Below are 22,689 nucleotides of genomic sequence, written 5' to 3'. Positions count from 1 at the left end.
ACCTTCACACCCCCACGCACGCAGGTGACGTAGCGGCAAGCAGAGCGCCAAGCGGGCTCGTGCAGCTCATCACGCTCCCGCACAGGCACGACTGACGTGGCGGGAGCCAGAACGACAGACGGATCCGTGCAGACCTTCACACCCCCACGCACGCAGGTGACGTAGCGGCAAGCAGAGCGCCAAGCGGGCTCGTGCAGCTCATCACGCTCCCGCACAGGCACGACTGACGTCGCGGGAAGCAGAACGGCAGACGGATCCGTGCAGACCTTCACACCCACGCATGGATGTGACGTGGCAGAGCACGGCTGGCCAGTGCAGAGCTTCACGTTCCGCGCGGGCGGATGGGGGCTGGGGGTACTGGGTCAGCCCAGGGATCGTGATGGGCTGCTTCCGCGGGCATGGCTGGGGTGCTGGGGAGGACAGTGTGCGCGTCCGACTGGCTCGTTGAGGTGTCGCCCCAGATCGCTTGACGGGCAGCATCTCGGAGAGCCGCAGCATCGGTGCGGCGATTGCCTGAGCGCGTAGTCACCCCTGACGCATCGCCTTCACGCCCCTCCCGCGACCGCGTACTGTCCATGCGCGCGGCGTCGTCCGACCGCGCTGCGTCTATCCGGGGCCGGTCTGACCGTACTGCGTCTAACCGCGGTGCGTCTGACCGTACTGCGTCTAACCGCGGTGCGTCTGACCACACTGCGTCCGACCGCGGTGCGTCTAACCGCACTCCGTCCGACCAGAGTTCGCCTGACCACGGGTCGACGCGCGGACCGTCGTCGGGCAGGCGTTCGCGGAGGGGTTTGACCTGGGGGTTGGGAGGTGCGGCTGAGCGCGGTCTGGTGGTTGGGGATGGTGGGACAGGTTCGCGTTGTCGATGATCAGGGGCTGGTGGTGGGTCGGCCCAGGTGGGGCGGGTGACGTGGACTTTGCCGTTGGTGATGGTGATGGTCCAGTGGCCGGCGTGGAGGTCGATGTGGTGGCGGCGGCAGAGCAGGACGAGGTTCCAGATGGCGGTTTCGCCGCCGTCGAGCCAGGAGCGTAGGTGGTGGGCGTCACACTGGATGGGTGGGGCGCCGCAGACGACGCAGCCTTTGTCGCGGGTGTTCAGGGCGCGGCGCATGGCGCGGGTGACGAGTCGTTCGGAGCGGCCGACGTCGAGGGGTTCGGAGTTGGAGCCGAGGACGAGCGGGATGATGTTGGCGTCGCAGGCCAGGCGTCTGATCGCGGCCGCGGACAGGTTGTCGCCGTAGACGAGTCCGCCGGTGGCCTCCGCGGCAGCCGACTTCAGGTCCTCCAGGTCGATGGTGACGGTGATGTTCGCCTTCGCCCCGAACCCCGGAACCCAACCAGCCGGCCTCGCACCACGGCCGGACTCAGTCGTCGCACCGGCGGAGGTGCCGGTGGCGGTGGTGGCTGCGTGGTCAGCAGTCTGGATGATTCCCGTGCCGTTGGTGCCGGCACCGGCCCCAACGACGGCGGTGGTTCCCGGTTCGGTGACAGTGGCGGTGGGTTGCGGCGAGGGCGCGGTCGCGCCAGCTGGCAGTGCGGTGAGTGTGGTGGCGCCGGGGTTGGTGGCGGGGTTGCCGGTGGTGGGGGCGGGAGTGGTGGATCGCGCTGGGACCGGGGTGGGGGGTGCTGGGGTGGGTGGGGTGAAGCCGGAGTCGGTGGCGGTGGCGGTGGCGGTGGCGGTGGCGGTGGCGGCGAGGGTTAGGGCGGTGGTGAGGGCGTCGGCTTGGCGCTTTTCGCGGGGACGGGGGTCGAGTTCGCCGTCGAGGGTTTTGTGGGGGCGGGCGCCGGTGTGGATGAGGGTGCGGAGGAGTTCGGCGTTCTCGTTGGCCAGGTAGCCACGGAACTTGAGGCCGTTCTCGGCGGTGATCAGGGCCAGGGATTCGCGGGCGTAGGCCTTGTGCTCATCGGGTTCGGCGCCGTCGGTGTCGAGGAGGTCGCGGATCTGCTTGGCGGCTTTGCGCAGTTCGCTGGGAGTGAGGTGGCGGGCCAGGGTGACCAGTTGTTGTTCGGCGACCTGGAGGTCTTCGACCGGGACCGTGGTGGGGACGCGTTCCAGGGCGGACACGATCGCTTCGGCCTGGGCGGGCCGCAGCAGCCACGCGGTCGAGCGATCCTCGCCGCCCGCACCCGCACACTCACCATTGCCCTCACCAGCGCCGCCCTCACCTCCGCCCTCGCCCGCACTGGCGCCCTCGCCCGCACTGGCGCCCTCGCCCTCGCTGGCGCCGTCGTCCTCGCCCGTGTCAGCGTCGGCGCGGGCGGTCTCCCCGGCGTCGGGGCTGTTGGTGACGGCCTCGGGCTCCGTCAGCCCGTTCGCGATGTCGTCGTCGCACTCGGACTCGGACTCGGCACTTGAGGCCACGTTGTCGACGGGGGCTGTGAGGGCGGTGGTGACGGCTGGGTATTTGGGCAGGGCTCTGGCCAGGCGGACGTCTCGGTGAGCGGTGGGGCGGTCCAGGCGGTAGCGGAACGCCAGGAGTTGGGCGGTGTCGTGGGCGCCGAGGTCGGCTGCGTGGCCGGTGGTGTCCAGGGCGGCGATGAGTTGGAGGCGGTAGGTCTGACGGCGGGCGAGGTCGGCCTCCAACTCGTCGAGAGCGGTCAGCATCTCGCTGCCGCTCATCGACCAGATCGGCCGCTCACCCAGAAGTTCCATACCGACAACACTAACCACGCCCACCGACAGTTCCAAAACCCAGAACCCCTTATCCACAAGGGGTTCCACGAAGACCAACTTGTCCACAAGCTGGCGCAGGGTTGTGGATGTTGCTGCAGGCAACTTCAGTCAGGGAAGTAGGCGCAGATCGGTGACTGGGGAGGTTGGGGTGTCGTGGATCTCGAGGGTTCGGGGTGCGGAGTGGACCTGCAGGTTGGTGATGGTGATGTGGCGGACGGTTGGGGGGAAGGGGGTGGGTGGTGGGGTGGGGGTGGCGTGGTTGGTGGTGATGTGGATGGCGGAGGTGGTGACGGAGTCGACTTGGGTGTCTTGGAGGGTGATGTGCTCGATGAGGCCGCCGCGGTGGGGGTTGCTTTTGATGCGGAGGGCGTGGTCGATGGCGGGGCCGGTGATGTGGAGGTCTCGGGCGTGGATGGTGTGGATGCCGCCGGAGGTTTCGCTGCCGATGGTGAGGGCGCCGTGGCCGGTGCCGAAGCGGCAGGACTCGACCAGGATGTTCGCCGACGGGCGGGCGACGCGCCGGCCGTCGGCGTCGCGGCCGGACTTGATCGCGATGCAGTCGTCACCGGTGTCGAAGGAGCAGCCGGTGATCACGACGTCCTGGCAGGAGTCGGGGTTGCAGCCGTCGTTGTTCGGGCCGCGGCTGTCGATGGTGACACCTCGGACGAGGACGTCGGTGCAGAACACCGGGTGCACCACCCACATCGGCGCGTTCACGATCCGTACGTCCTCGATCCGCACCCGACGGCAGCTGTGCGGCTGGATGAAGCTCGGCCGGAATCCGTGCCCAGGTGGAAACACCCGCTCGTCGACCGGTACGCCGTCGTCCACCATTCGCAGCAGCCGGTTCCAGTCGTCGACCGGCCTGGTGTCCCGCCACCAGTTGTCCGAGCTGGCAGCACCGTCCAGTGTCCCGGTCCCAGTCACGGCGACGTTCACCTCGTCGTACGCGTAGATCAGCGGCGAGTAGCTCCAGCACTCGATCCCCTGCCACCGGGTACGGACCATCGGGTACGCCGAACGCTCGGTCGAGAACCGCAAGGTCGCTCCCGCCGACACCTGGAGCTCCACGTTGCTCCGCAGCCGGATCGGGCCGGTCAGGAACAGGCCGGCGGGCACCACGACCCGGCCACCGGTCAGCTCACACGCCTTGATGGCGAGTTCGATGGCTTGTGTGCAGTCCTGGTCCGGGCGGGCGCCGTACTCCGTGATGACGTGGTCAGTCATGCGGCTCCAGGGAGCGGATGCGGAGGGCGTTGGCGAGCGGCACGGCGATCACCCAGGAGGGGTTCCAGGTGTTGCTGTGGCCTCGACGCTGCCAGTGGGCCTGGAAGAACGCTTCGCCTTGTTCGCCACGGATCTGGAAACCCCAATCACCAGGGCCCGCAGAGATGCCTTGGCTCATGGCACCCATCGTGGTGCGGGCTGCGGCGGCAAGGTCGGGGCGGTCAGTGGTGAGGCCGAACTCCAGTAGTTCGTACGTCGGGAAGAACGTGTCGAGGTGATGGTTCTGAACACTGACCGCCGGCCAGCCGATCGCATTGAAGCCGGCCGCTCGGAGCGGAGAGTCGAGGTCCAACTCCGGCGACCAGACATAGACCCAGGTGAGGAGCCAGTCTGCAGCGACCTCGGCCCACCGCGCATAGAGGTCGTCCCCCGTCAGGCGGAACAACTCGTACGCGGCGAGGAAGTAGTACATCCCCGCCTCCTTGTCCTCGCACGCGGCGTCGAGGGTGGAGCGCGCGAACGGGCGGTCGAAAGTCCGCGCGTGCTGCCCGTGATACCGAGTCAGCCACGTCGTTGCCTCCGACAACAACCAGTCGTCCCCGAGCACGACGGACGCCTTGAGCGCCGCCAGTACGCACGGAATGCCGGCCGCGGACAGTGTGGACGCGGCGGGTCTGCCGTCGAGACGCCACCCGATCGGGAACGTGCCGTCGGGAAGCAGCGCACTGCGCAGGAACTTCAGTGCACCGGCGAGCGCATCAGGCCAGGACGGCGGTACCGGCTCACCCTCGGCGCGAAACAGTGTGATGATCTCCGCCAGGTCCGCGATCGTCTCGCCGTACGCGCGGCTCGAGACCATCGCGCGGCCGCCGCTGCGGAAACTGGTCCAGCGGCGGCTGCCGACCTGGTACGCGTTGTGCCGCAGCCCAGGCGTTCGTGTCGAGCTTCCCGCGAGGTAGAACTCGACGGCCGCGCGGCAGCGGTCGATCCTGGTCCGGTCGCCGCTCTCGAAGCCGAGCCGGGCGTCGCACCAGGCGAGCTTCAGTGCCTGGCCGGTCCAGCCGTACATGAAGTGCCGTACCTTCGCGGGACCGTTGCCGACGACGTCGCTGAACTTGGTGTATCCGGCCACAGTCCCGTCCCGGTACCACCTGTTGTCCAGGGCAATGGTCTTGCGCGCGACGACCTCGTCCAAATCCAGTGGGTGCGCGCCAGGATCGGTGAAGAGTGAGCGGCCGGTCCGGACGAGCTCGCGGAAGGCGTGCCCGCGATATTCCTGCGGTCCCCAGCCGACGACCAGCCGCTGGACGTACTCCTCCCCCGGCCGCAACGTCAGGTAGCCGTCCTCGGTCGACTCCGTCTCGGCCTTGCTGACGTACCGGACGTCCTGCTTGCCGTCGAACATCAGTACGCCGCTCAGCGCCGCGATGACAGGGCCCTCCTGACGGATGACCCCGAGCGAGCCGTAGCGGACCAGCCCGTCGCCGGATCGCCGCGGCTCCGGGCGGGAGAAGACGCTCAGCCAACGGCGTTCGCGACCGGTCCGCCACTCCAGGTTCACGCCGGGGATCGGAAGCCGGTCCTCCTCGGCGACGAAGCCCCCACCGGGCTCCGGACCGATCCGGGGTACGGCGCGCGCCGGGTCCGCCGACGGGTTGTCGTTGTAGATCAGCCCGGGGACGGTCAGCTGGCTGTCAGTGACGCGGCCGAGGTCGAGCATCAGGCCGACGGCCAGATCGCCCAACCGCCGTTGGCCGGTGTTGCGCCACCGGAGCTCCAGGTCAAGCCGATCGACCGCGTCGAAGGACAGTCGGATCTCGACCGCGACGGGTCCGGTGCGGCAGCCGGCCCGATGCTCACCCGGCCGCCGCGAGATCCACCAACCCTCCGTCTGCATCACGTTGGGCTGCCATGGTCGCCCGGATGAGCACGTCAGCAGCTCGGCGACCGGGCGCTCCAGGTACGGCGTACTGGCGTCGATTGTGCCTATGTGGAGGACTACTCCGTGGGAGGTTCGCCGGAGTTCAGCGGTGCGGGGACCGGACGTGAGGGCTGGCATCAGGAGGCTCGGCGGATCTGGATGGCCTGGTACTGGGTGCCAGGGAGGCGGACGGTGAGGGTGTCGATGACTGTCTCGCGGGTGCGGCGGACCGTGTGGTTCCAGACGTCGAGGACGTCCACCTGGTAGGTGCCGGTGGGAAGAGTGAAGGTGCGCTCGGGGAACTGGTGCTCGCCGAGGTACTGCAGGTAGTAGCTGCCAGGTACGGCGAGAGTCGGAGCGTCCCGGTAATCGTCGATGGGCTCCACTCCGTCGGGCAGCTCGTCCAGGACCTCGCGGAGCAGGCGCAGGCGCTTCGCGACCACACCGGTCGGGCGGACTCCGCCTGCCGACCACGGTCCGCCGTCGGAGCCGACGTACCACTCGCCGTGGGTGACGTGGGCGCCTCGGACGGTTCCCTCCCAGATGCGGGTGAGCAGCTCTTCCGGTCTGAGGCTGGTGGCTGGCGAGGTGCCGTCTCCCTCGTAGCCGCAGGCGTCGACGAGGACAGGCTTGGCGTAGTCGCGGCGGAGGGCCGAGACGCCGCGCAGGTTCTCGAGCGGCACGCTGAGGTGGGTGAACCAGGGTGGACCGGGGTCTACGGCTTCTGGTGCAGCGTGGATGGCGATCAGGTGGTTGCTGGAGTCGCATTCCGCGATCAGCTCGGCCAGGTGGCGCGCGGCCGGGGTCGCAGATAGGCACCAGCTGACGTTGCGGTAGGCAGCCAGCCGGTTGACCAGGTCACGGATCGCCGGCTCGTCGGATGGCAAGAGGATCTCGGCGTCGATGTCTACCGCGAGCAGGTCGCGGACCTGAGCCTCGAGGTGCTGCGGGTTGTCGGCGCGCAGTCGGACCCGGGTGAATGGGGAGGCGGCGAGAGCGCGGCACGCGGCGGCGCAGCGGTCGCCGACCCCGGGGCCGGTCGAGTCGAGGTGGAACCACGTGGTGGTGAGGGGGTGGTAGGCCGTCCCGTCGGCACGGCGCAAGGTGGTGCCGGACGAGCGGATCGGCCCGGACGACGTCGCCGGGGTGCAGGTGAACGCGTGCGGGGCGACGGCGGAGCCCGGCAGCGCGTAGTGCCAAGTGCCTTCCAGACTGGGCATGAAGCGGATGAGCCAGCGGTCGTCGGCCTGGAAGGACTCCGTGTAGGCGGACTCGCCGGACTCGTGCCGGAACACCGTCGAGACCGGGCCGTCGACCTGCACCTCGAGTACGCCCCAGCGTTCAACCTCGGTCATCGAGTGCCTCGCAGGATTAGGTAGGGATGAGTCGGGAGCGGGATGCGGCAGGAGCCGGAATACGAACCGGCGACAGGCGTGATGGTCAGTGCCCGGGTGTCGATCAGGTCGAACTGGAAGGGATCGCCGGAAGGAAGGTCCAGCTCGACGGCCGACGATTGGCGGTCGCCCAGGTAGTGCAGGACGCAGCACTCAGGATCCACGTCGCCGGAAGGCAGCCGCGGCAGCTCGGCGAACACCGAGCGGAGGAACGCGATCCGCGCCGGGCTCTCGCCGTACAGCCGACCGCCGACCGAGATCCACGCTCGCGTCTCGCGATCGACGAACGATTCGCCGTGGCCGACGTACCCACCGGCCGTCATGCCCTGCCAGAAGCGGTGCACCATCTCGTCCGCGGTGAGATTCCCCCACCGACGCCCAGCGTTGCCCTCGTAGCCGATCTCGTCGATCACGACCGGCTTCGGGCACGCCCGCCACGCGGCGACCTCGGCGCCGTCCCAGTGCTGCACGCTCTGGTGGGTGATCCACGGCTTGCCGAAGTCGTACGGCGTGAAGACCTCGTACATCTTGGTCCCGTTGTGGATCGACCGCAGCCGCTGGTACGGGTCGTACTGCTGCACCACCTGCAGCAGGCGATCCCAGTCCGCGATCGTCTTCTCCCGGTTGAAGTCGTACTCGTTCGACAGCGACCACCAGACGTTCCGGTACGCCGCCAGCCGCGCGACCACATACCGCAGGTACGCCGCATCCTCCGCAGCCGTCATCCGGTCGAACCCCCAGACCCCGCGGTCGTAAGGGTGGAACAGGATCAGATCGGCCTGGATCCCCAGCGACAGCAGGTCCGCGACCCGCGCCTCGAAGTCGGCGAAGAACGCCGGATCGTACCGGCTGACGTCGACCGACCCCGGTGTGGACCCCGCGAACGGTGTCCGCTCCGGGCGCATGCCGTCGGTCGGCAGCAGGCACATCCGCACCTTGTCGAAAGGTGCCGACCGCAACGACGCGAGCGTCAGCTCCTGCAGATCCTTGGACTGGTACGTCCAGTGGTAGCAGGTGGTACCGATGCAGTCGTACCGGCTGCCGTCGGCGTACGCGAAGTGATGTGCGCCGCGCACCCCGACCGGCCCGTGGTTGCGCGGGCCGGGCGGTATGCACAGCAAGGTACCGCGATGACCGTCGAGCTCGGGTGCGGAGCTGCTCGTGACGTACGACCACTCCCCTTCCCGGTCCGGGCTGAACCGCGCCCGGTACACCCCGTCGCCGTCGTAGAATCCGTCCACCGTCAGCACCCGGTTCCGGTACCGGTAGGCGACCCGGAACTCGACGTCGGCGAACGGGTTCCCGTCGGCCGGTCCGGTCAGGGTGAGCTCGTGCACTCCCCACCGCTCCACAGTCATGGCAGTCGGTCTCCCGCCTCGATCCAGCCGGGCGTCAGGATCACGTGCTTGATGGTCTTGCGCAGGTAGGAGTACGCGACGTGCAGCCGGCCGTCGCGGGTCTGCAACAAGGTCGGGTACGAGTAACCGAACTCGTTGTCGCGGTACTCCTCGTCCTGCACCTGCAGGTTCCGCCAGTACGGCCAGGACGCGCCGTCGTCCTCGGACAGCGCCAGGGTCAGCGGAGTCCGCAGCGTCTTCCGCCGTACGCCGCCCTTCCCGTCGGGCACCCAGCGGAACTGATCCCGCTCGGCCGACGAGTCGTTGAACACGAGCGCGAGCCGGCCGTCGGCCAACCGGAGCACCTGGATCGCCGAGTTGTTGTTCGGCAATGCAGTGCGCTCCGGCGCCGACCAGGTCCGGCCGCTGTCCTTCGACACGGACCGGTGGATCCGGTCCGCCGCACGACTGCGGAAGTACCCGAGCAGCTCGCCCGGCGCGACCTCGACCGCACTCAGCTGCACCTGCCCGATCGCATCAGGGAGATCGATCCGCGTCCAAGTCACGCCTTGGTCTGTGCTCAGCAGGACGACTGTGGTCTCCGCGGACTTGTCGCAGTCGTAGGCCGGAAGCAACCAATCACCGTTGCTCAGGACAACGATCGGGTTGCGGACGAAGCTGCCCGGCTGGTCGAACAGGACATCGCTCGGCCCCCAGGTCAGCCCGCCGTCGCGCGAGACGCGACGCAGCACCTGGGAGGTGCTCTGGTCGTGCGGCTCGTTCGAGGTGTGCAGCAGCCACACCTCCCCGGACGGCGCGACAAACAGCACCGGGTTCTGCTCGGATCGGTCCGGGTCCGAAGACATCGGCACAGGCACCGTCCAGATGTCCGAGCCGGCGGGGAGCCGGGACAGCACGATGTTCGTGTCCGGCTCCCCCTCCCCCGGCCCGTTGAACCAGGCGCACAACAGATCACCGGCCTGAGTCTCGACCAGCGTCGCCGCGTGACTGTCGCCCGGGTGAAGCGTCGGCAGGAGCGCCACGCCGTCGCGGAGGCGACCGTCGAAGCGTGGATCGATCACCATGTGAATCCGGCGGCGACCTGCGCCTTGATGTAGTCGGGGATGTCCTGCTGCTCGGCCACCTGCAGCGCCGAGTCGACGTCCATCCCGTCGATCAGCACGTGCTGCCGGAACACCTTGTAGAGCGGGATGTCCCAGTACTCGGTGTTCTGGTAGTTCTTCACCACCGCGTTGTCACCCCAGTACACGCCCGACGTGTCGATCCCCTGCAGCTCCGGAATCGCCGTACCGAACGCGTTCACGACCGCATCCGTCTGCCGCACCGCCTTCACGCCGTACGACGAGAGCCGGGTCTGCGCCTCCTCCGACACCAGGTACTTGAGGATGTCGAGGGACTCGGCCTGATGCTGCGACTGCGGCGGGATGTAGGCCGCCCGCGCGTTCGGCTGGTAGATCGCGGTCGAGCCACGCGACAGCACCGGCATGGAGGTGACGCCGATGCTCACGCTCTTGGACCACTCGGCGTAGTCCTCCGCGTCGTCCTCCTCGACGTACAGCGAGCTCAGCGCGTAGGCGTTCAGCTTCGACAGCGTGTGGACCGCCATCGCCAGGTGTCCCGGGAAGCTCATGTCGCCCTTGAAGAAGTCGTCCACCGTGGTGAAGCCGTTGCCCGGCAGCATCAGGAAGCGGTGGATGTTGTCGGCGACCCGCTTCCACTCCGTGGTGGTCAGGCTCACCTTGATGTCCTCGGGGGCCGGCTGCTCGCTGTCGCCGGGGACGAACGGGTACAGACCGAGCTGGTTCAGCGCCAGGTAGTTGTCCGGGTGCTGCATGAAGCCCTTGTAGTGGTGGATCCCGTCCTGCTGGGTCAGCCGCTTGGCGATCTTGTAGATCTCGTCGTACGTCGACCCGGCCCGCGGGTAGCGGACGCCGAACTTGTCGAAGATCTGCTTGTTGTAGAGCAGCACGTGCTCGTCGATGAACAGCGGTACGCCGTACAGGCCGCCGTCGGAGCGTGATTTCACCAGTTCGACCGAGCCGAGGTTCAGCGCGGACAGGTCGATCCCGGCCTGCTGCACCATCGACGTCATGTCCTGGACCCAGCCGAGTGGCTCGAGGTCGCGGTCGATCCGGGTCCGCGGGTCGTCGATGATCAGGTCCGGCACCCGGCCGGCCTTGGCGATGTCCTCGTATCGGATGGGGTAGTCCCAGGTGGCGTACTTCAGCTTCACCTCGGGGAACTTGGCCCGGATCGCGTCGCCGAAGACGGCGTCGAAGTACCGGGTCGCCTCGCGGCCGTCGTCGTCGCCGCCGAGTTCGAACGGCTTGAAGTTGACCGCGAAGACGAACACCTCGTCGTCGTCGACGTAGAACGGCTTGCCGTACTTGTTCGGGATCTCGACGGTGCCGGCCGCGGACCGGGCGCCGGCGCGCGGGGTGGCGGTGGTCGAGCTGGCCGCCGCCGGGGCTGCCTGGAGTGCACCGCCGAGGGCGGCGAGACCGCCGATCAGGGCGGTGTTCCGGACGAAGCCGCGCCGGGACAACCCGGGGGTCTTGTCCTCCGGACTGTTGCCGGGGGCGTTCTGGGTGTCGGACATGGTGAGCCTTCCTAAGGGGCGGTGGCGTCCGCGAGGACGCCCTTCAGATCCAGCTGTTCGGCGAAGTGACAGGCGACCCGCCGGCCGCCGATCTCGCGCAGCTGAGGTATTTCGGTGCGGCACCGCGCTTCGGCGTACCCGCACCGTGGATGGAACGGGCAGCCGGCCGGCACCTTGGACGGATCCGCGATCTCGCCGCGCAGGACGATCCGCGATCGCTGTCCGCGCGAGGCCGGATCGGGATCCGGGACGGCGCTCAGCAGCGCCTCGGTGTAGGGATGCAGGGGCTTGGTGTAGAGCTCTTCGGTCGATGAGCTCTCGACGAGCTTGCCGACGTACATCACGGCGACGTCGTCGGCGACGTGCTCGACGATGCCTAGGTCGTGGGAGACGAAGAGGTAGGTGAGGCCGGACTCCTCCTGCAGGTCCTTCAGCAGGTTGAGGATCTGGGCCCGGACCGACACGTCGAGCGCACTGACCGCCTCGTCCGCGACCACAAGCCGCGGGTCCGTCGCCAGTGCGCGCGCGATGACCACGCGCTGCCGCTCACCGCCGCTGAACGCGTGCGGGTAGCGGTGCGCGTACTCCGCTCGCAGCCCGACACGACGCAGCAACGCGCCGACCTTGTCGTCGATCTCGTCGCGACTGCCGCCGCCGTGCACCCGCAACGGCTCGGCGATGATGTCGCGCAGGGTCTTGCGCGGATTGAGTGAGGAGTGCGGGTCCTGGAAGATCAGCCGCACCTGCGCGCGGTACGGCTTCAGTTGCTTCTCGGTGAGCGGAGCCAGATCGACGCCGTCGAACATGATGCTGCCCGACGTCGGTTCGTAGGCGCGCACGATGCAGCGGCCGAGCGTCGTCTTCCCGCAGCCCGACTCGCCCACCAGGCCGAGCGTCCGGCCGGCCCGGATCGACAGGTCGACACCGTCGACCGCCTTCACCACGCCGCGGTTTCCTCCGAAGAACCCGCTGTGCAGCGGGAAATGCATGGTCAGGCCTTCGGTTGTCAGCAGGTTCATCGGCCCTCCTCGCCGTACAGCAGGCAGGCGACGTCGATGTCGCCGGACCGCACCCGGAGGGGCACGATCTCGTCGCACTTGCCGGCCATGAACGCGTCGCAGCGTGGATGGAACCGGCATCCCGACGGCCGTTCGTACGGCGGCGGCACACTCCCCCGTACGGCGGCCAGCCGGTCCCGACCGCGTTGCCCGAGCCGAGGCACCGAGCGCACCAGCGCCTGGGTGTACGGATGCTTGGGACGGGTCAGCACAGAGGTGGCCGGACCGTGCTCGACGACCTCGCCGAGATACATCACCGCGACCTCGTCGGCGACCTGTGCGGCAACTCCCAGGTCGTGCGTGATCAGCATGATCGCCATGCCGAACTCCTCCTGGAGATCCTGCAGCAGGTCGAGGATCTGGGCCTGCGTGGTCACGTCGAGCGCGGTGGTCGGCTCGTCCGCGATCAGCAGCCGCGGCCGGCACGACAGGGCCATCGCGATCATCGCGCGTTGCCGCATGCCGCCGCTGAGCTCGAACGGGTACGAGTCGACCCGGCGGTTCGGGTCCGGGATGCCGACCCGGCCGAGGAACTCGATCGCTCGTCCGCGAGCCACGGCCTTGCCGACGTTCTCGTGCAGCCGGATCGCCTCGACGATCTGGTCGCCGATGGTGTGCACCAGGCTGAGCGACGCCATCGGCTCCTGGAACACCATCGCGATGTCGGCCCACCGCACCTGCCGCAGCCGCCTGTCCTTGGCGGCCAGCAGATCCTCCGGGTCGCCCGCGGACTCGTCGCCGTACAGCAGTACCTCGCCGCCGACGATCCGGGCCGGCCGTTCCACCAGGCGCAGGATCGACCGTGCGGTGACGCTCTTGCCGCAGCCCGATTCACCGACCACGGCCAGCGTGCGACCGCGCCGTACGGTCAGGTCGACACCGTCGACGGCCTTGACCACACCGTCCTCGAGCTCGAAGTGAGTCCTGAGGTCCCGGACCTCCAGCAAAGGCATAGCCATCGGAGTCCTCCTACTTGTAGGGATCCGCGGCGTCACGGAGACCGTCGCCGACGAAGTTCATGGCCAGTACGACGACCACGACCGCGAGGCCCGGGGTCAGCAGCCAGGGAGCGGTGGCGACGGCCCGGATGTTCTGCGCGCCCTCGAGCAGAACGCCCCAGCTCACCGCCGGCGGCTGCAGACCGAGGCCGAGGAACGACAGGCTGGTCTCGCCGAGAATCATCCGGGGCACCGCCATCGACACCGACGCGATGATGTGGCTGGCGAACGACGGCACCATGTGGCCGAAGATGATCCCGCCGCGGCCGACACCGTCCAGCCGCGCGGCCATCACGAAGTCCTCCTCGCGCAGGCTGAGGAACCGGCCCCGCACATCGCGGGCCAATCCGGTCCAGCCGATCAGCGAGAGGATCACCGTGATCGCGAAGTACCGGGTCAACGGTCCCCAACTGCCCGGCAGGGCAGCCGACAGGGCCATCCACAGCGGCAGCGTCGGGATCGACATGATGAACTCGATGACCCGCTGGATCGCGTTGTCGACCCGGCCGCCCAGGTACCCGGAGATGCCACCGATCAGCATGCCGAGCAGGAAGCTGGCGAACACCCCGACCAGGCCGATCGACAGCGAGACCCGCGCGCCGAGGATCAGCCGGGACAGCAGATCCCGGCCGGACTGGTCAGCCCCGAGCAGGAAGAACGGGTCGCTCGCCGTGGTCGGGCCGATCAGGTGGATGTCGGACGGGATCACGCCGAGGATCTTGTACTCGTCGCCGTGCACGAACAGGCCGACGTCGATGATCTTGGACTTGTCGACGGTGAAGGTCTGCTCGAACGTCTCGTCGTTGCGGGTGGACGAGAAGCCGTAGACGAACAGGCCGTGCTCGGTCGACACGTTCAGCCGCTGCGGCGGCGCGTACGGCAGCGACGTGTGGGCGGTGTCGCTGCCGGACGGCGCGAAGAACCCCCCGAAGGCCGCGACGAAGTAGATCGGGACCAGGACGACCAGACCGATCAGGGCCAGCTTGTGCCGGCGGAACTGCCGCCACATCAACCGCCACTGGGTCTGCGAGACCGTGGTCTGCTGTGCGGCATTCTGCTGGAGCATCCGGCCTATCCCTTCTGGAACCGGGCGCGGATCCGCGGATCCCACCAGGCCAGCGCGAGGTCGCTGAGCATCGTGCCGATCACCGTCAGCGTGCTGAGGATCAGCACGAAGCTGCCGACCAGGTACATGTCCTGGCTTTTCACCGCACCGAGCAGCAGCGGACCACTGGTCGGCAGGCTCATCACGACCGACACGATCGTCTCGCCACTGATCAGGCCCGGCAGCAACCAGCCGACCGTGCTGAAGAACGGGCTGAGCGACATCCGGACCGGGTACTTGAGCAACAGCTGCCACTCCGGCAGTCCCTTGGCCCGCGCGGTCGCGACGTACGGCTTGTGCAACTCGTCGAGCAGGTTGGCCCGGGTGATCCGGATCAGCCCGGCGGTGCCGGCCACGCCGACCACGACGATCGGGACCCACAGGTGCGAGACCAGGTCGAGCAGCTTGCCCAGGTTCCACGCGGCATCGGCGTACTCCGGTGAGAACAGTCCGCCGACGCTCTGGCCGAAGTACCGGAAGCCGACGTACATCATCACCAGCGCGAGCATGAACTCCGGCACGGCCATCCCGATGAAGCCGAGGAACGACGCGACGTAGTCACCGGGCGAGTACTGCCGCAGGGCGCTGTAGATGCCGATCGGGAACGCGATCGCCCAGACGAACAAGAGGCTCGCGATCGACAGCACCATCGACAGCAGCACCCGGTTGCCGATCAGGCTGGCCACCGACTGGTTCCAGGCGAACGACTGGCCGAGGTCGCCATGCAGCACCACGCCGGAGATCCAGGTCAGGTACTGCACCAGGAACGGCTTGTCCAGCCCGTAGTGTCGCTTCAGCTCGGCGATCTGCGAGTCCGGGATGTCCTGGCCGCGGGCCTCGGCGTTGGCGATCACCGTCGAGGTGTAGTCGCCCGGCGGCAGCTTGATGACGACGAACGTGACGAACGAGATGGCCGCCAGCGTCACCGCCATCCACAGCAGCCGCCGGACGAGGAAACGCAGCATTATGCCCCGATCGAGAACTGTTCGGGGTGGACGATGCCGGGGGCAACTGCCTCGATCATCTGGTCCGGGACGTTGTGGAAGTCGTTCTTCGCGACGCCGTAGGTGTTCGGGACGCTGCTGGTGCCGATGTAGTAGAACTGGTCGGCCGCGATCTGCAGCACCTGCTTGCCGAGCTCGAGCGTCTTCCCCGCATCCGGCTCCTGCCGGGCCTTGGTGAACAGGTCGAGCTGCTTCTGCACCTCGGGCGGCGGCGTGATGCCTTCCTCGCCGTGCGTCTGGTACCACTGGGCCCAGCCGACGCCGTACCGGGCGCTGCCGTCATTGGTCGGAACCCAGTAGTGGTCACCGCCGGTGCCGGTCGGGAGGACGAAGGTGCCACTGGTCCAGGTGCCGGCGTCGTGGTCGTTGGCCTTGACCCGCTCCTTGTAGAGGTCCTCGCTGACGGCCTGCGTCCGCAGTTCGACCCCGACCGCGAGCCAGCGCTTCTTGACGAACTCGATCGCCTCGACGTGATCCGGGAACGACTCGCTCACCAGCACGGTCACCGACACCGGCTTCCCGTCCGCGCCCAGCCGACGTCCGTCGGCCGCCTTCTTCGTCAGCCCGGCGGCGTCCAGGTGCTGGTTCGCCTTGGCCACGTCGAACTCCAGGTACTGCGTGGCCAGTTGCTCGTTGTAGTACGGCGAATCCTTCGGCGGAGCACCCTGCCAGGCCTCACCCTGGCCGGCGTACACGGCGTCGATGATCTCCTTGCGGTTGATCGCGTACGACAGCCCGATCCGGAACTCCTTGTTCGCGAACAGGGCGCGCTTCACCGGGTCCTTGTGCGTCTGGTTGATGCCGATCACCATCGTGTTGGTGAGCTCGGTCGGCACCTCGAAGATCCGGTAGCCGCCCTTCTCCCGGTTCTGCGCCACCACCGGCTTGTTCTGCGGCGTACCGAAGTTGCGGTACTGCATGCCGAACTCGCCGTTCATCACCTTCAGCAGCTCGACCTGGGCGTCCTGGACCACCTCGACCCGGCAGGCGTCGATGTACGGCAACTGCCGGCCCTGGTCGTCGACCTTCCAGTAGTACGGGTTCCGGGTCAGGGTGACCGCGGAGCCCTTGCCCAGCGCGGTCGTCACCTTCCACGGCGCCAGCGTCGGCTGGTCAGGATTCGTCCAAGGGTTCTGCTTCTGTGCGAACAGGTCGGTCCAGCTGCCGACGCCGGCCTTCTTCGCGAGCGCGTTCGCACTCTTGTTGTACTTGAGGTGGAACTGCTGGAAGTAGTGCTTCGGCAACAGCATCCCGTACGCGCCCTCGCGCAGGAAGATGCCGTCGGCGATCTGGCTGATCAGCGATGGCTGCGGCGCGGTGTAGGTGAGCTTGACGGTCCGGTCGTCGACCTTCTCGATCTTGGCGAGTTTGCCGGTGTCGGGCGAGGCGAAGGCGTCGTAGATGCCGTCCGGGTGCAGGCCGGTGTCGCACTGCACCTCGAGCAGCGTGAACAGCATGTCGTCCGCCGTGCACGGCTTGCCGTCGGACCACTTGAGGCCCTCGCGCAGCGTGAAGGTGATCTCCTTGCTGTCGGCATCGACCGTGTACTCGGCGACGTTCGCCTCGATCTCGTCGTACCCCGGTTTGCCGGTCTTGTCCGGCTTCCAGCGGACCAGCGGTTCGTACGCCAGGCCGTTCCACAGCCACTGGGTGTCCTCCTGGGTCAGCATGGCCGAGCGCCAGGTGCCGCCGTACTGCGCCTTGCCTTCCAGCGGCTTGATCACCGGGGGGTTCTTCGGCAGCCGCTGCTCCAACGGTGGCAGGGAACCCTTGTCCACCAGGGCTTTCAGCATCGGCGACTCCTTCTCGCCGGCCGCGGCGACCTGCGCGCCGGAGCCGGCCGGCTTGGTGTCGAAGAAGCCGCAGCCAGGGACCGTCGCCACTGCCAGGAGACCGAGGCCACCCTGCAGCAGCCGGCGCCGGTCGAACGTGCGTTGCTCTCGGGACATGGTCACTTCCTGCCTCACTGCTCGACCGAGATGTTGCTGAACTTCGCGGTCCCGTAGTCGACGAGATCGTTGTCGATCTTGCCGCCGTCGATCGCGAATCCGATGTAGAAGGTCCGGCTCGGCATCACGAGCTTCTCGTAGCCGAAGCGGTCCCACGTGGTCTTGTCGGTAGAAATGAAAGCCTCGAACTCGACTTCCCTGGCCTGCGGGCGCTCGCGCCGGAGCAGCCGCAGCCAGTACTGCTTGGTCGGGTCGAGGTAGCTGTCGTCCCATGGCCAGGGACCGACGCTGGGGATCGGTCCGTCGGTCTGGATCCGGATCGCCTGCGCCTTCATGCCGCCGTCGTCGGTGACGTCCGGCGCTCCGCTCGCGTTGTCGCCGACCGTGCCCATCCCGCCGGCCACGCCGAACCCGACGCCGCCGTACATGAACGGAGCGGCCGGGTCCAGGCTGTCGCGGATCATCAGGCCGGCCGTGATGCCGTTGGCAACCTTCGCGAGGTTGTCGAGCCGGGCGGAGATCTGGGCGACCGATCCGGCACCGCCGACCTGGAGCTTGCGGTAGACGTAGTGGAAGTTGCTGGACCGGCCGAGGATCCGGCCGGAGCCCTTGATCGTGAGGATCCCGCCGTCGAGGCTGCCCGACCCCTGTACCACCGGCTTGCCGACCGAGGCGGACGTCCAGCCCGGAGTACCGGCCTGAAGGTTGACGTGCACCGGCACCGCGGTCGACTGGGTCGCTGTCCCGTTCCGGTCCGTTGCCCGCGCGGTCAGCCAGTAGGTGCCGTCAGCAACGTTCTTCCACTCGATCTTGTACGGCGCCTTGGCCGCGGTACCGATCAGCTGGTCGCCGGCGAAGAACTCGACCATGGCGAGCTCGCCACCCTTGTCCGCGGCCGCATCCGCCTGGACGGTCACGGTCGGAGCGGTCCGGCCGGGGATCGTCTGGTTGTGCCGCGGGCTGGTGATCCACACGCTCGGGTTGCCGACCGGGTCGGGCACGATCGAGTTGAGGTAGTTCTCCAGGTAGGTGTAGCCGTTCGGCGCGATCTTCTGCGCGTCGGACGGGTCGTTGGGGTCCAGGCCGTTGGCCTGCTCCCACCAGTCCGGGATGCCGTCGTGGTCGGAGTCCAGCGGTGCCTCGGTCTGGACCAGCGACGGGAAGCCGCCGACCTCTTTCTGCGAGTTGATCAACCGGCCGGTGCCGTTGCGGACGTCGTTGACGACCCGCTCGTCGACCGCGTCCCGCCGCGGCAGGATCGCGCCCGCGTTCGCCAGGACGGCGTCGTACGCCTTGGCCGCCGGCTGCGGCTCGAACGTCCCCGGGATCGGCTGCGGCTCGGACAGTTCGACGATGCCGCCGATCGGGTACCGGATGCCACGCCGGTTGTGCGCGGTGACCTCGGGATAGCCGTCGACGTGGTTGCCGGCCACGTACCACTGGCCGCCGCGGTTGGCGCTCAGGATGACCGGTGCCACTTCGCCCACGGTGGTCGGGCCGGGCTTGTAGTAGTTGCCGACGATGTTGATGCCGTTGGCCCACTCACCGCCGTACACCGAGGTGTAGCCGTGGTCGTAGACCACGTTGTTGAAGTGATCGACCTCGAGGTTGATGCCCTCGGTGTAGCCGAACCGCGGCTGCCGTCCGCCCTGGTGGGCGATCAGGTTGTGGTGGTAGGTGTTGCGCTCGCCACCCCAGATACCGCCGTACCCGTGCCGGTTCTTCGGGTGCGCGGACAGGGCCAGGCCCTCGGAGACGATGCACCACTGGATCGTGACGTCGAAGTTCCCGTACGGCGACAGGCACTCGTCGACGGCCCAGCTGAAGGAGCAGTGGTCGATGATCAGGTTGCGGATCTCCGGGCTGACCGAGCCCGGCACGTTGGTGTTGAAGGCGTCGTCGGCGATCTCGTTGCGGTCGCTGAGCCGGAACCGCACATAGCGGATCACGATGTCGTGCGCGCTGCCCTTGACCCCGGTCCCGTACCCGGAGACACAGATGCCGCCGCCGGGTGCGGTCTGGCCGGCGATGGTGAGGTTGTTGCCGGCGATCAGCAGCTGGGACTTCAGCTCGATCGTGCCGGACACCCGGAACACGATGGTCCGGTCCGAGCCGGCGACGCCCTCGCGGAGCGATCCCGGGCCGGAGTCGGCGAGCGTGGTCACCTCGTACACGGATCCGCCGCGGCCACCCTTGGCCCACTTACCGGCGCCCTCGGCACCGGGGAAGGCGGGGAGCTGATCGTCGGCGGCCGCGGCGCGTGCCGTCGCGACGGTCTGGGCCGAGGCCGTCGGGGCGTTGCCGATCCAGGCAGCGGCGCCGACGGCGGCGGTCGTTCCGACGAACGTTCGCCGGGTCCAGCCGGAGGAGATTTCGGTCATCGTCCACGCCTCACTTTGGGCCTCACTTTCGCAGGGGCGGCTGCCGCTTGAGCACCAGATGTGAATATCTAGTCGGCATCGAATGGATCGACGGCCTCATGGTTGCCGAGGTTACGAAGGAGTGTCAAGAGCATGACGCGGACGATTTGCAATCGTTTGCAGTCACGAGATCGCTCGTCGGCAATCGTTTGCATCGAAGTCTTGCCGGGGCCTTCGCCCTGATGGTTTCCTGTCAGCCATGCCCCTTCGCCCACTCCCCCTCGGCGCCACGAAGATCACCGGCGGCCTCTGGCGGGAGCGCCAGCAGATCAACCGGACGTCGACGATCCCGGCCGCCGGCATGCGGCTCGAGGAGGCCGGAACTCTCGGCAACTTCCGTCGCGCGGCCGGACAAGAGCCGCCCTTCGCCGGGAAGCTCTTCGCCGACACCGACGTCTACAAGTGGCTCGAGGCGGTCGCCTGGGAACAGGCCCGGGAGCCGGCCGACGATCTCGCATCCTGGCAGACGACTGCGAGCACACTGGTCACACAGGCACAGGAACCGGACGGCTACCTGAACACGCACACGCGACTGGCACTCGGCGGCCGGCGCTTCGCAGACCTGGAGAAGGGACACGAGCTCTACTGCGCGGGTCACCTGCTGCAGGCGGCGGTCGCCCAGTCCCGCGCCACCGGCGATCGCACGCTGCTCGATGTCGCGCGCCGATTCGCCGATCTGCTCTGCAAGACCTTCGGGCCCGGGCGCTTGGAAGGCGTCGACGGTCATCCGTTGATCGAGATGGCGTTGGTCGACCTCTACCGCGAGACCGGGACGGCGTCGTACCTGGAGCTGGCGTCGTACTTCGTCGAGGCGCGAGGGCGTGGGTTGCTGGCGCCACCGGGGCACCACGGGCCGGCGTACTTCCAGGACCATCTGCCGGTGCGCGAGGTGCGGACACTCGCGGGGCACGCCGTACGTGCTTTGTACCTCGCGTCTGGAGCGACCGATGTCGCGGTCGAGACTGGTGACGCCGAGCTGCTCGATGCGCTGCGGGAGACGTGGCAGACGATGGCCGACAGCCAGACGTACCTGACCGGTGGCGTCGGGTCGAGGTGGTACGGCGAGGCGTTCGGCGACCCGTTCGAGTTGCCACCGGACACGGCGTACTGCGAGACCTGCGCGGCCATCGCCAGCGTGCAATGGAGTTGGCGGCTGCTGCTCGCGACCGGCGACAGCAAGTACGCCGACCTGATCGAGCGGACGCTGTACAACGCGGTGATCTCAGGGGTCTCGCTGAGCGGTGACAGCTTCTTCTACGTCAACACGTTGAAAGTGCGGCAGCACGCGTACGCCGACGATCAGCGTTCCGCGGTTGCGGGGAGGCAGCCGTGGTATGGGACCGCGTGCTGCCCGCCGAACGTGATGCGTACGCTCTCGTCGCTCGACCAGCTCGTGGCGACGTCGGACGCCGATGGAGTGCAGGTGCACCTCTACGCACCGGCTGTCGTGACCGCTGAGTTGCCTGTTGGCAGGGTCGGGTTCGAGATGGCGACGCGCTATCCGTGGCACGGCCGGGTGACGGTGACCATCAGCGAGACGCCTGCGGAGCCTTGGACGCTGGGTCTTCGCGTCCCTGCTTGGGCAGATGGTTCCAGCATTTCCGGACCGCTACGACGGCAGTGGTCTGTTGGCGACCAAGTGGTGCTGGAACTGCCGGTACAGGCGCGGCGTACTGAGCCAGACGACCGGATCGATTCGGTGCGCGGGTGTGTGGCGATCGAGCGTGGGCCGTTGGTGTACTGCTTCGAGCAGGTCGACCAGGACGTCGTACTGGATGAGACGGCTGTGGTGGCGGGCGAGCTGGTCGAGCGGGAACGGCCGGAGCTGCTCGGCGGGGTGACGACGGTCGAGGTGCCGGCGCGGGATGGGCAGACGTTGACCGCGATCCCTTACTACGCGTGGGCGAATCGGACGGTCGGTCCTATGACTGTGTGGGTCGATGCTCGTTAGCCAAGCGCTCGGCGACCGAGCGGTCGGTGATGAGGACGTCGACCCATCCACCCAGCAGCGCGGCGCGGATGGCGGCGTACTTGCGCATGCCGCCCGCGACGCCGACGCTGCGGAGGTCGTCGCTGCGGACCTGAGCGGCCGACAGACCGAGTACCCGCTGGTCGAGCTCGGAGCGGACCGGCTTGCCGGCCTCGTCGAAGAACCGCAGGCAGATGTCGCCGACCGCACCCTGGTCCCGCAGTACCTTCTGGTCCTCGGCGGTCATCGCGTTGCCGCTCTCCTTCAGCAGCGGAGACGGCTCGAGACTGCCGATCCCGACCAGCAGCAGCGTGAGTCGCGACCAGGCATCCATCACCTCGGTGACCACCGGGTCCTTCATCAGCGTGCGCTTCGCGCTCACACTGCCGACCAGACCGGGCACCGGCAGCAGCACAGGCGCGGCGCCGGTGAGATCCGCCAGCCGGCCGACCAGCCGGGCCGCGCGCGCCTGAGCAGCCGGGTTGCCAACGCCACCGAGGACTTGGACGACCTCCTCCGCCACCTGCGTCGACCGCGGCGTCATCGACTCGACCGTGGCGAGCAGCGTCGAACTCCAGGACGAGATGCCGATCCGGTCACCGCCGGTCAGCGTGGTCTCCAGGTACACCGACGCGGCCGCGCCGAGCGCCGGGATGATGTGCGCGTCGTCCTCACCACTGGCGTCGACGACGATCACCTCGCGCAGCCCGTAGCGCTGCTCGATCGCGTCCTCGAGCTCGGTGTGTACGCCGCTCGGCGGGATCACGACCGTACGAACGATGCCGGCCACCACGGCCTGCTTCAGCAGCCGGGACACCCGCGGCTGGGAAATGTGCAGCTGCGCGGCGATCTGTGGCTGGCGCACGCCCTGCTCGTGGTACAGCTTCGCAACCTTGGTGAGCAGCCGCAGCTGCTCAGCCGACGGCTGCCGCCGGACCCCTTGGCGTGGGCCCTCTCCCGCACTCGCCGTCGTCATGCTCAGCATGCTAGTGGCTCGTCGAGGGGCGGTG

The 22,689-nt window shown here is 68.2% G+C and carries 15 protein-coding genes; 1 reads left to right on the top strand and 14 read right to left on the bottom strand.

Translation table 11 applies throughout. The annotated features are described in order from the left end of the window. Window positions 1-322 precede the first annotated feature (322 nt). The 13 genes from ACIBG5_RS24560 to ACIBG5_RS24500 form a co-directional block, all read right to left on the bottom strand. On the bottom strand, window positions 323-2,656 hold the full coding sequence (locus ACIBG5_RS24560) for a DUF222 domain-containing protein (RefSeq protein WP_396393801.1): 2,334 nt from the start codon (window positions 2,654-2,656) through the stop codon (window positions 323-325). A gap of 129 nt (window positions 2,657-2,785) precedes the next feature. Continuing rightward, window positions 2,786-3,904, bottom strand: a complete 1,119-nt coding sequence (locus ACIBG5_RS24555) for a glycoside hydrolase family 28 protein (RefSeq protein WP_396393800.1) — start codon at window positions 3,902-3,904, stop codon at window positions 2,786-2,788. Next, the gene (locus ACIBG5_RS24550; RefSeq protein ID WP_396393799.1) at window positions 3,897-5,801 is read right to left on the bottom strand and encodes a hypothetical protein; all 1,905 of its coding nucleotides are present in this window, start codon (window positions 5,799-5,801) and stop codon (window positions 3,897-3,899) included. Before ACIBG5_RS24550 ends, ACIBG5_RS24555 begins: the two co-directional genes overlap by 8 nt. A gap of 161 nt (window positions 5,802-5,962) precedes the next feature. After that, the gene (locus ACIBG5_RS24545) at window positions 5,963-7,180 is read right to left on the bottom strand and encodes a DUF5605 domain-containing protein (protein ID WP_396393798.1); all 1,218 of its coding nucleotides are present in this window, start codon (window positions 7,178-7,180) and stop codon (window positions 5,963-5,965) included. After that, a complete protein-coding gene (locus tag ACIBG5_RS24540) occupies window positions 7,177-8,577 on the bottom strand; it encodes a DUF5060 domain-containing protein (RefSeq protein ID WP_396393797.1) in 1,401 nt (466 codons plus the stop codon). Before ACIBG5_RS24540 ends, ACIBG5_RS24545 begins: the two co-directional genes overlap by 4 nt. Then, window positions 8,574-9,641, bottom strand: a complete 1,068-nt coding sequence (locus tag ACIBG5_RS24535; protein ID WP_396393796.1) for an exo-alpha-sialidase — start codon at window positions 9,639-9,641, stop codon at window positions 8,574-8,576. Before ACIBG5_RS24535 ends, ACIBG5_RS24540 begins: the two co-directional genes overlap by 4 nt. Then, a complete protein-coding gene (locus ACIBG5_RS24530) occupies window positions 9,635-11,176 on the bottom strand; it encodes an ABC transporter substrate-binding protein (protein WP_396393795.1) in 1,542 nt (513 codons plus the stop codon). Before ACIBG5_RS24530 ends, ACIBG5_RS24535 begins: the two co-directional genes overlap by 7 nt. 11 nt (window positions 11,177-11,187) lie before the next feature. Next, window positions 11,188-12,195, bottom strand: coding sequence for an ABC transporter ATP-binding protein (locus ACIBG5_RS24525; protein ID WP_396393794.1), 1,008 nt, complete (start codon window positions 12,193-12,195; stop codon window positions 11,188-11,190). After that, window positions 12,192-13,193 carry an ABC transporter ATP-binding protein gene (locus ACIBG5_RS24520; RefSeq protein ID WP_396393793.1) on the bottom strand — a complete coding sequence of 334 codons (1,002 nt, stop codon included), beginning with the start codon at window positions 13,191-13,193 and terminating at the stop codon, window positions 12,192-12,194. Before ACIBG5_RS24520 ends, ACIBG5_RS24525 begins: the two co-directional genes overlap by 4 nt. A 10-nt stretch (window positions 13,194-13,203) precedes the next feature. Continuing rightward, window positions 13,204-14,298, bottom strand: a complete 1,095-nt coding sequence (locus ACIBG5_RS24515) for an ABC transporter permease (protein ID WP_396393792.1) — start codon at window positions 14,296-14,298, stop codon at window positions 13,204-13,206. 5 nt (window positions 14,299-14,303) lie between these two features. Next, the gene (locus ACIBG5_RS24510) at window positions 14,304-15,302 is read right to left on the bottom strand and encodes an ABC transporter permease (RefSeq protein ID WP_396393791.1); all 999 of its coding nucleotides are present in this window, start codon (window positions 15,300-15,302) and stop codon (window positions 14,304-14,306) included. After that, window positions 15,302-17,290 carry an ABC transporter substrate-binding protein gene (locus ACIBG5_RS24505; RefSeq protein ID WP_396393790.1) on the bottom strand — a complete coding sequence of 663 codons (1,989 nt, stop codon included), beginning with the start codon at window positions 17,288-17,290 and terminating at the stop codon, window positions 15,302-15,304. The genes ACIBG5_RS24510 and ACIBG5_RS24505 overlap by 1 nt, the downstream gene beginning before the upstream one ends. Window positions 17,291-17,304: 14 nt before the next feature. Then, window positions 17,305-19,671: an Ig-like domain-containing protein gene (locus tag ACIBG5_RS24500; protein ID WP_396393789.1), complete on the bottom strand. Its 2,367-nt coding sequence runs from the start codon at window positions 19,669-19,671 to the stop codon at window positions 17,305-17,307. A gap of 238 nt (window positions 19,672-19,909) precedes the next feature. Between ACIBG5_RS24500 and ACIBG5_RS24495 the strand changes: the two genes are divergently transcribed. Then, on the top strand, window positions 19,910-21,661 hold the full coding sequence (locus tag ACIBG5_RS24495; protein ID WP_396393788.1) for a glycoside hydrolase family 127 protein: 1,752 nt from the start codon (window positions 19,910-19,912) through the stop codon (window positions 21,659-21,661). On the opposite strand, the gene ACIBG5_RS24490 is transcribed toward ACIBG5_RS24495, so the two are convergent. Next, on the bottom strand, window positions 21,633-22,655 hold the full coding sequence (locus ACIBG5_RS24490; protein WP_396393787.1) for a sugar-binding transcriptional regulator: 1,023 nt from the start codon (window positions 22,653-22,655) through the stop codon (window positions 21,633-21,635). The genes ACIBG5_RS24495 and ACIBG5_RS24490 overlap by 29 nt on opposite strands. Between the last annotated feature and the right edge of the window lie 34 nt (window positions 22,656-22,689).

Source organism: Kribbella sp. NPDC050241 (assembly GCF_044459685.1).
Classification (GTDB): domain Bacteria; phylum Actinomycetota; class Actinomycetes; order Propionibacteriales; family Kribbellaceae; genus Kribbella.
This window is presented reverse-complemented; position numbering and strand designations above follow the sequence as displayed.

Excerpts from the sequence above, each read along its gene's own strand:
- ACIBG5_RS24560 (WP_396393801.1), bottom strand. The coding sequence starts at position 2,656 with ATGGAACTTCTGGGTGAGCGGCCGATCTGGTCGATGAGCGGCAGCGAG.
- ACIBG5_RS24555 (WP_396393800.1), bottom strand. The coding sequence starts at position 3,904 with ATGACTGACCACGTCATCACGGAGTACGGCGCCCGCCCGGACCAGGAC.
- ACIBG5_RS24550 (WP_396393799.1), bottom strand. The coding sequence starts at position 5,801 with ATGCAGACGGAGGGTTGGTGGATCTCGCGGCGGCCGGGTGAGCATCGG.
- ACIBG5_RS24545 (WP_396393798.1), bottom strand. The coding sequence starts at position 7,180 with ATGACCGAGGTTGAACGCTGGGGCGTACTCGAGGTGCAGGTCGACGGC.
- ACIBG5_RS24540 (WP_396393797.1), bottom strand. The coding sequence starts at position 8,577 with ATGACTGTGGAGCGGTGGGGAGTGCACGAGCTCACCCTGACCGGACCG.
- ACIBG5_RS24535 (WP_396393796.1), bottom strand. The coding sequence starts at position 9,641 with ATGGTGATCGATCCACGCTTCGACGGTCGCCTCCGCGACGGCGTGGCG.
- ACIBG5_RS24530 (WP_396393795.1), bottom strand. The coding sequence starts at position 11,176 with ATGTCCGACACCCAGAACGCCCCCGGCAACAGTCCGGAGGACAAGACC.
- ACIBG5_RS24525 (WP_396393794.1), bottom strand. The coding sequence starts at position 12,195 with ATGAACCTGCTGACAACCGAAGGCCTGACCATGCATTTCCCGCTGCAC.
- ACIBG5_RS24520 (WP_396393793.1), bottom strand. The coding sequence starts at position 13,193 with ATGGCTATGCCTTTGCTGGAGGTCCGGGACCTCAGGACTCACTTCGAG.
- ACIBG5_RS24515 (WP_396393792.1), bottom strand. The coding sequence starts at position 14,298 with ATGCTCCAGCAGAATGCCGCACAGCAGACCACGGTCTCGCAGACCCAG.
- ACIBG5_RS24510 (WP_396393791.1), bottom strand. The coding sequence starts at position 15,302 with ATGCTGCGTTTCCTCGTCCGGCGGCTGCTGTGGATGGCGGTGACGCTG.
- ACIBG5_RS24505 (WP_396393790.1), bottom strand. The coding sequence starts at position 17,290 with ATGTCCCGAGAGCAACGCACGTTCGACCGGCGCCGGCTGCTGCAGGGT.
- ACIBG5_RS24500 (WP_396393789.1), bottom strand. The coding sequence starts at position 19,671 with ATGACCGAAATCTCCTCCGGCTGGACCCGGCGAACGTTCGTCGGAACG.
- ACIBG5_RS24495 (WP_396393788.1), top strand. The coding sequence starts at position 19,910 with ATGCCCCTTCGCCCACTCCCCCTCGGCGCCACGAAGATCACCGGCGGC.
- ACIBG5_RS24490 (WP_396393787.1), bottom strand. The coding sequence starts at position 22,655 with ATGACGACGGCGAGTGCGGGAGAGGGCCCACGCCAAGGGGTCCGGCGG.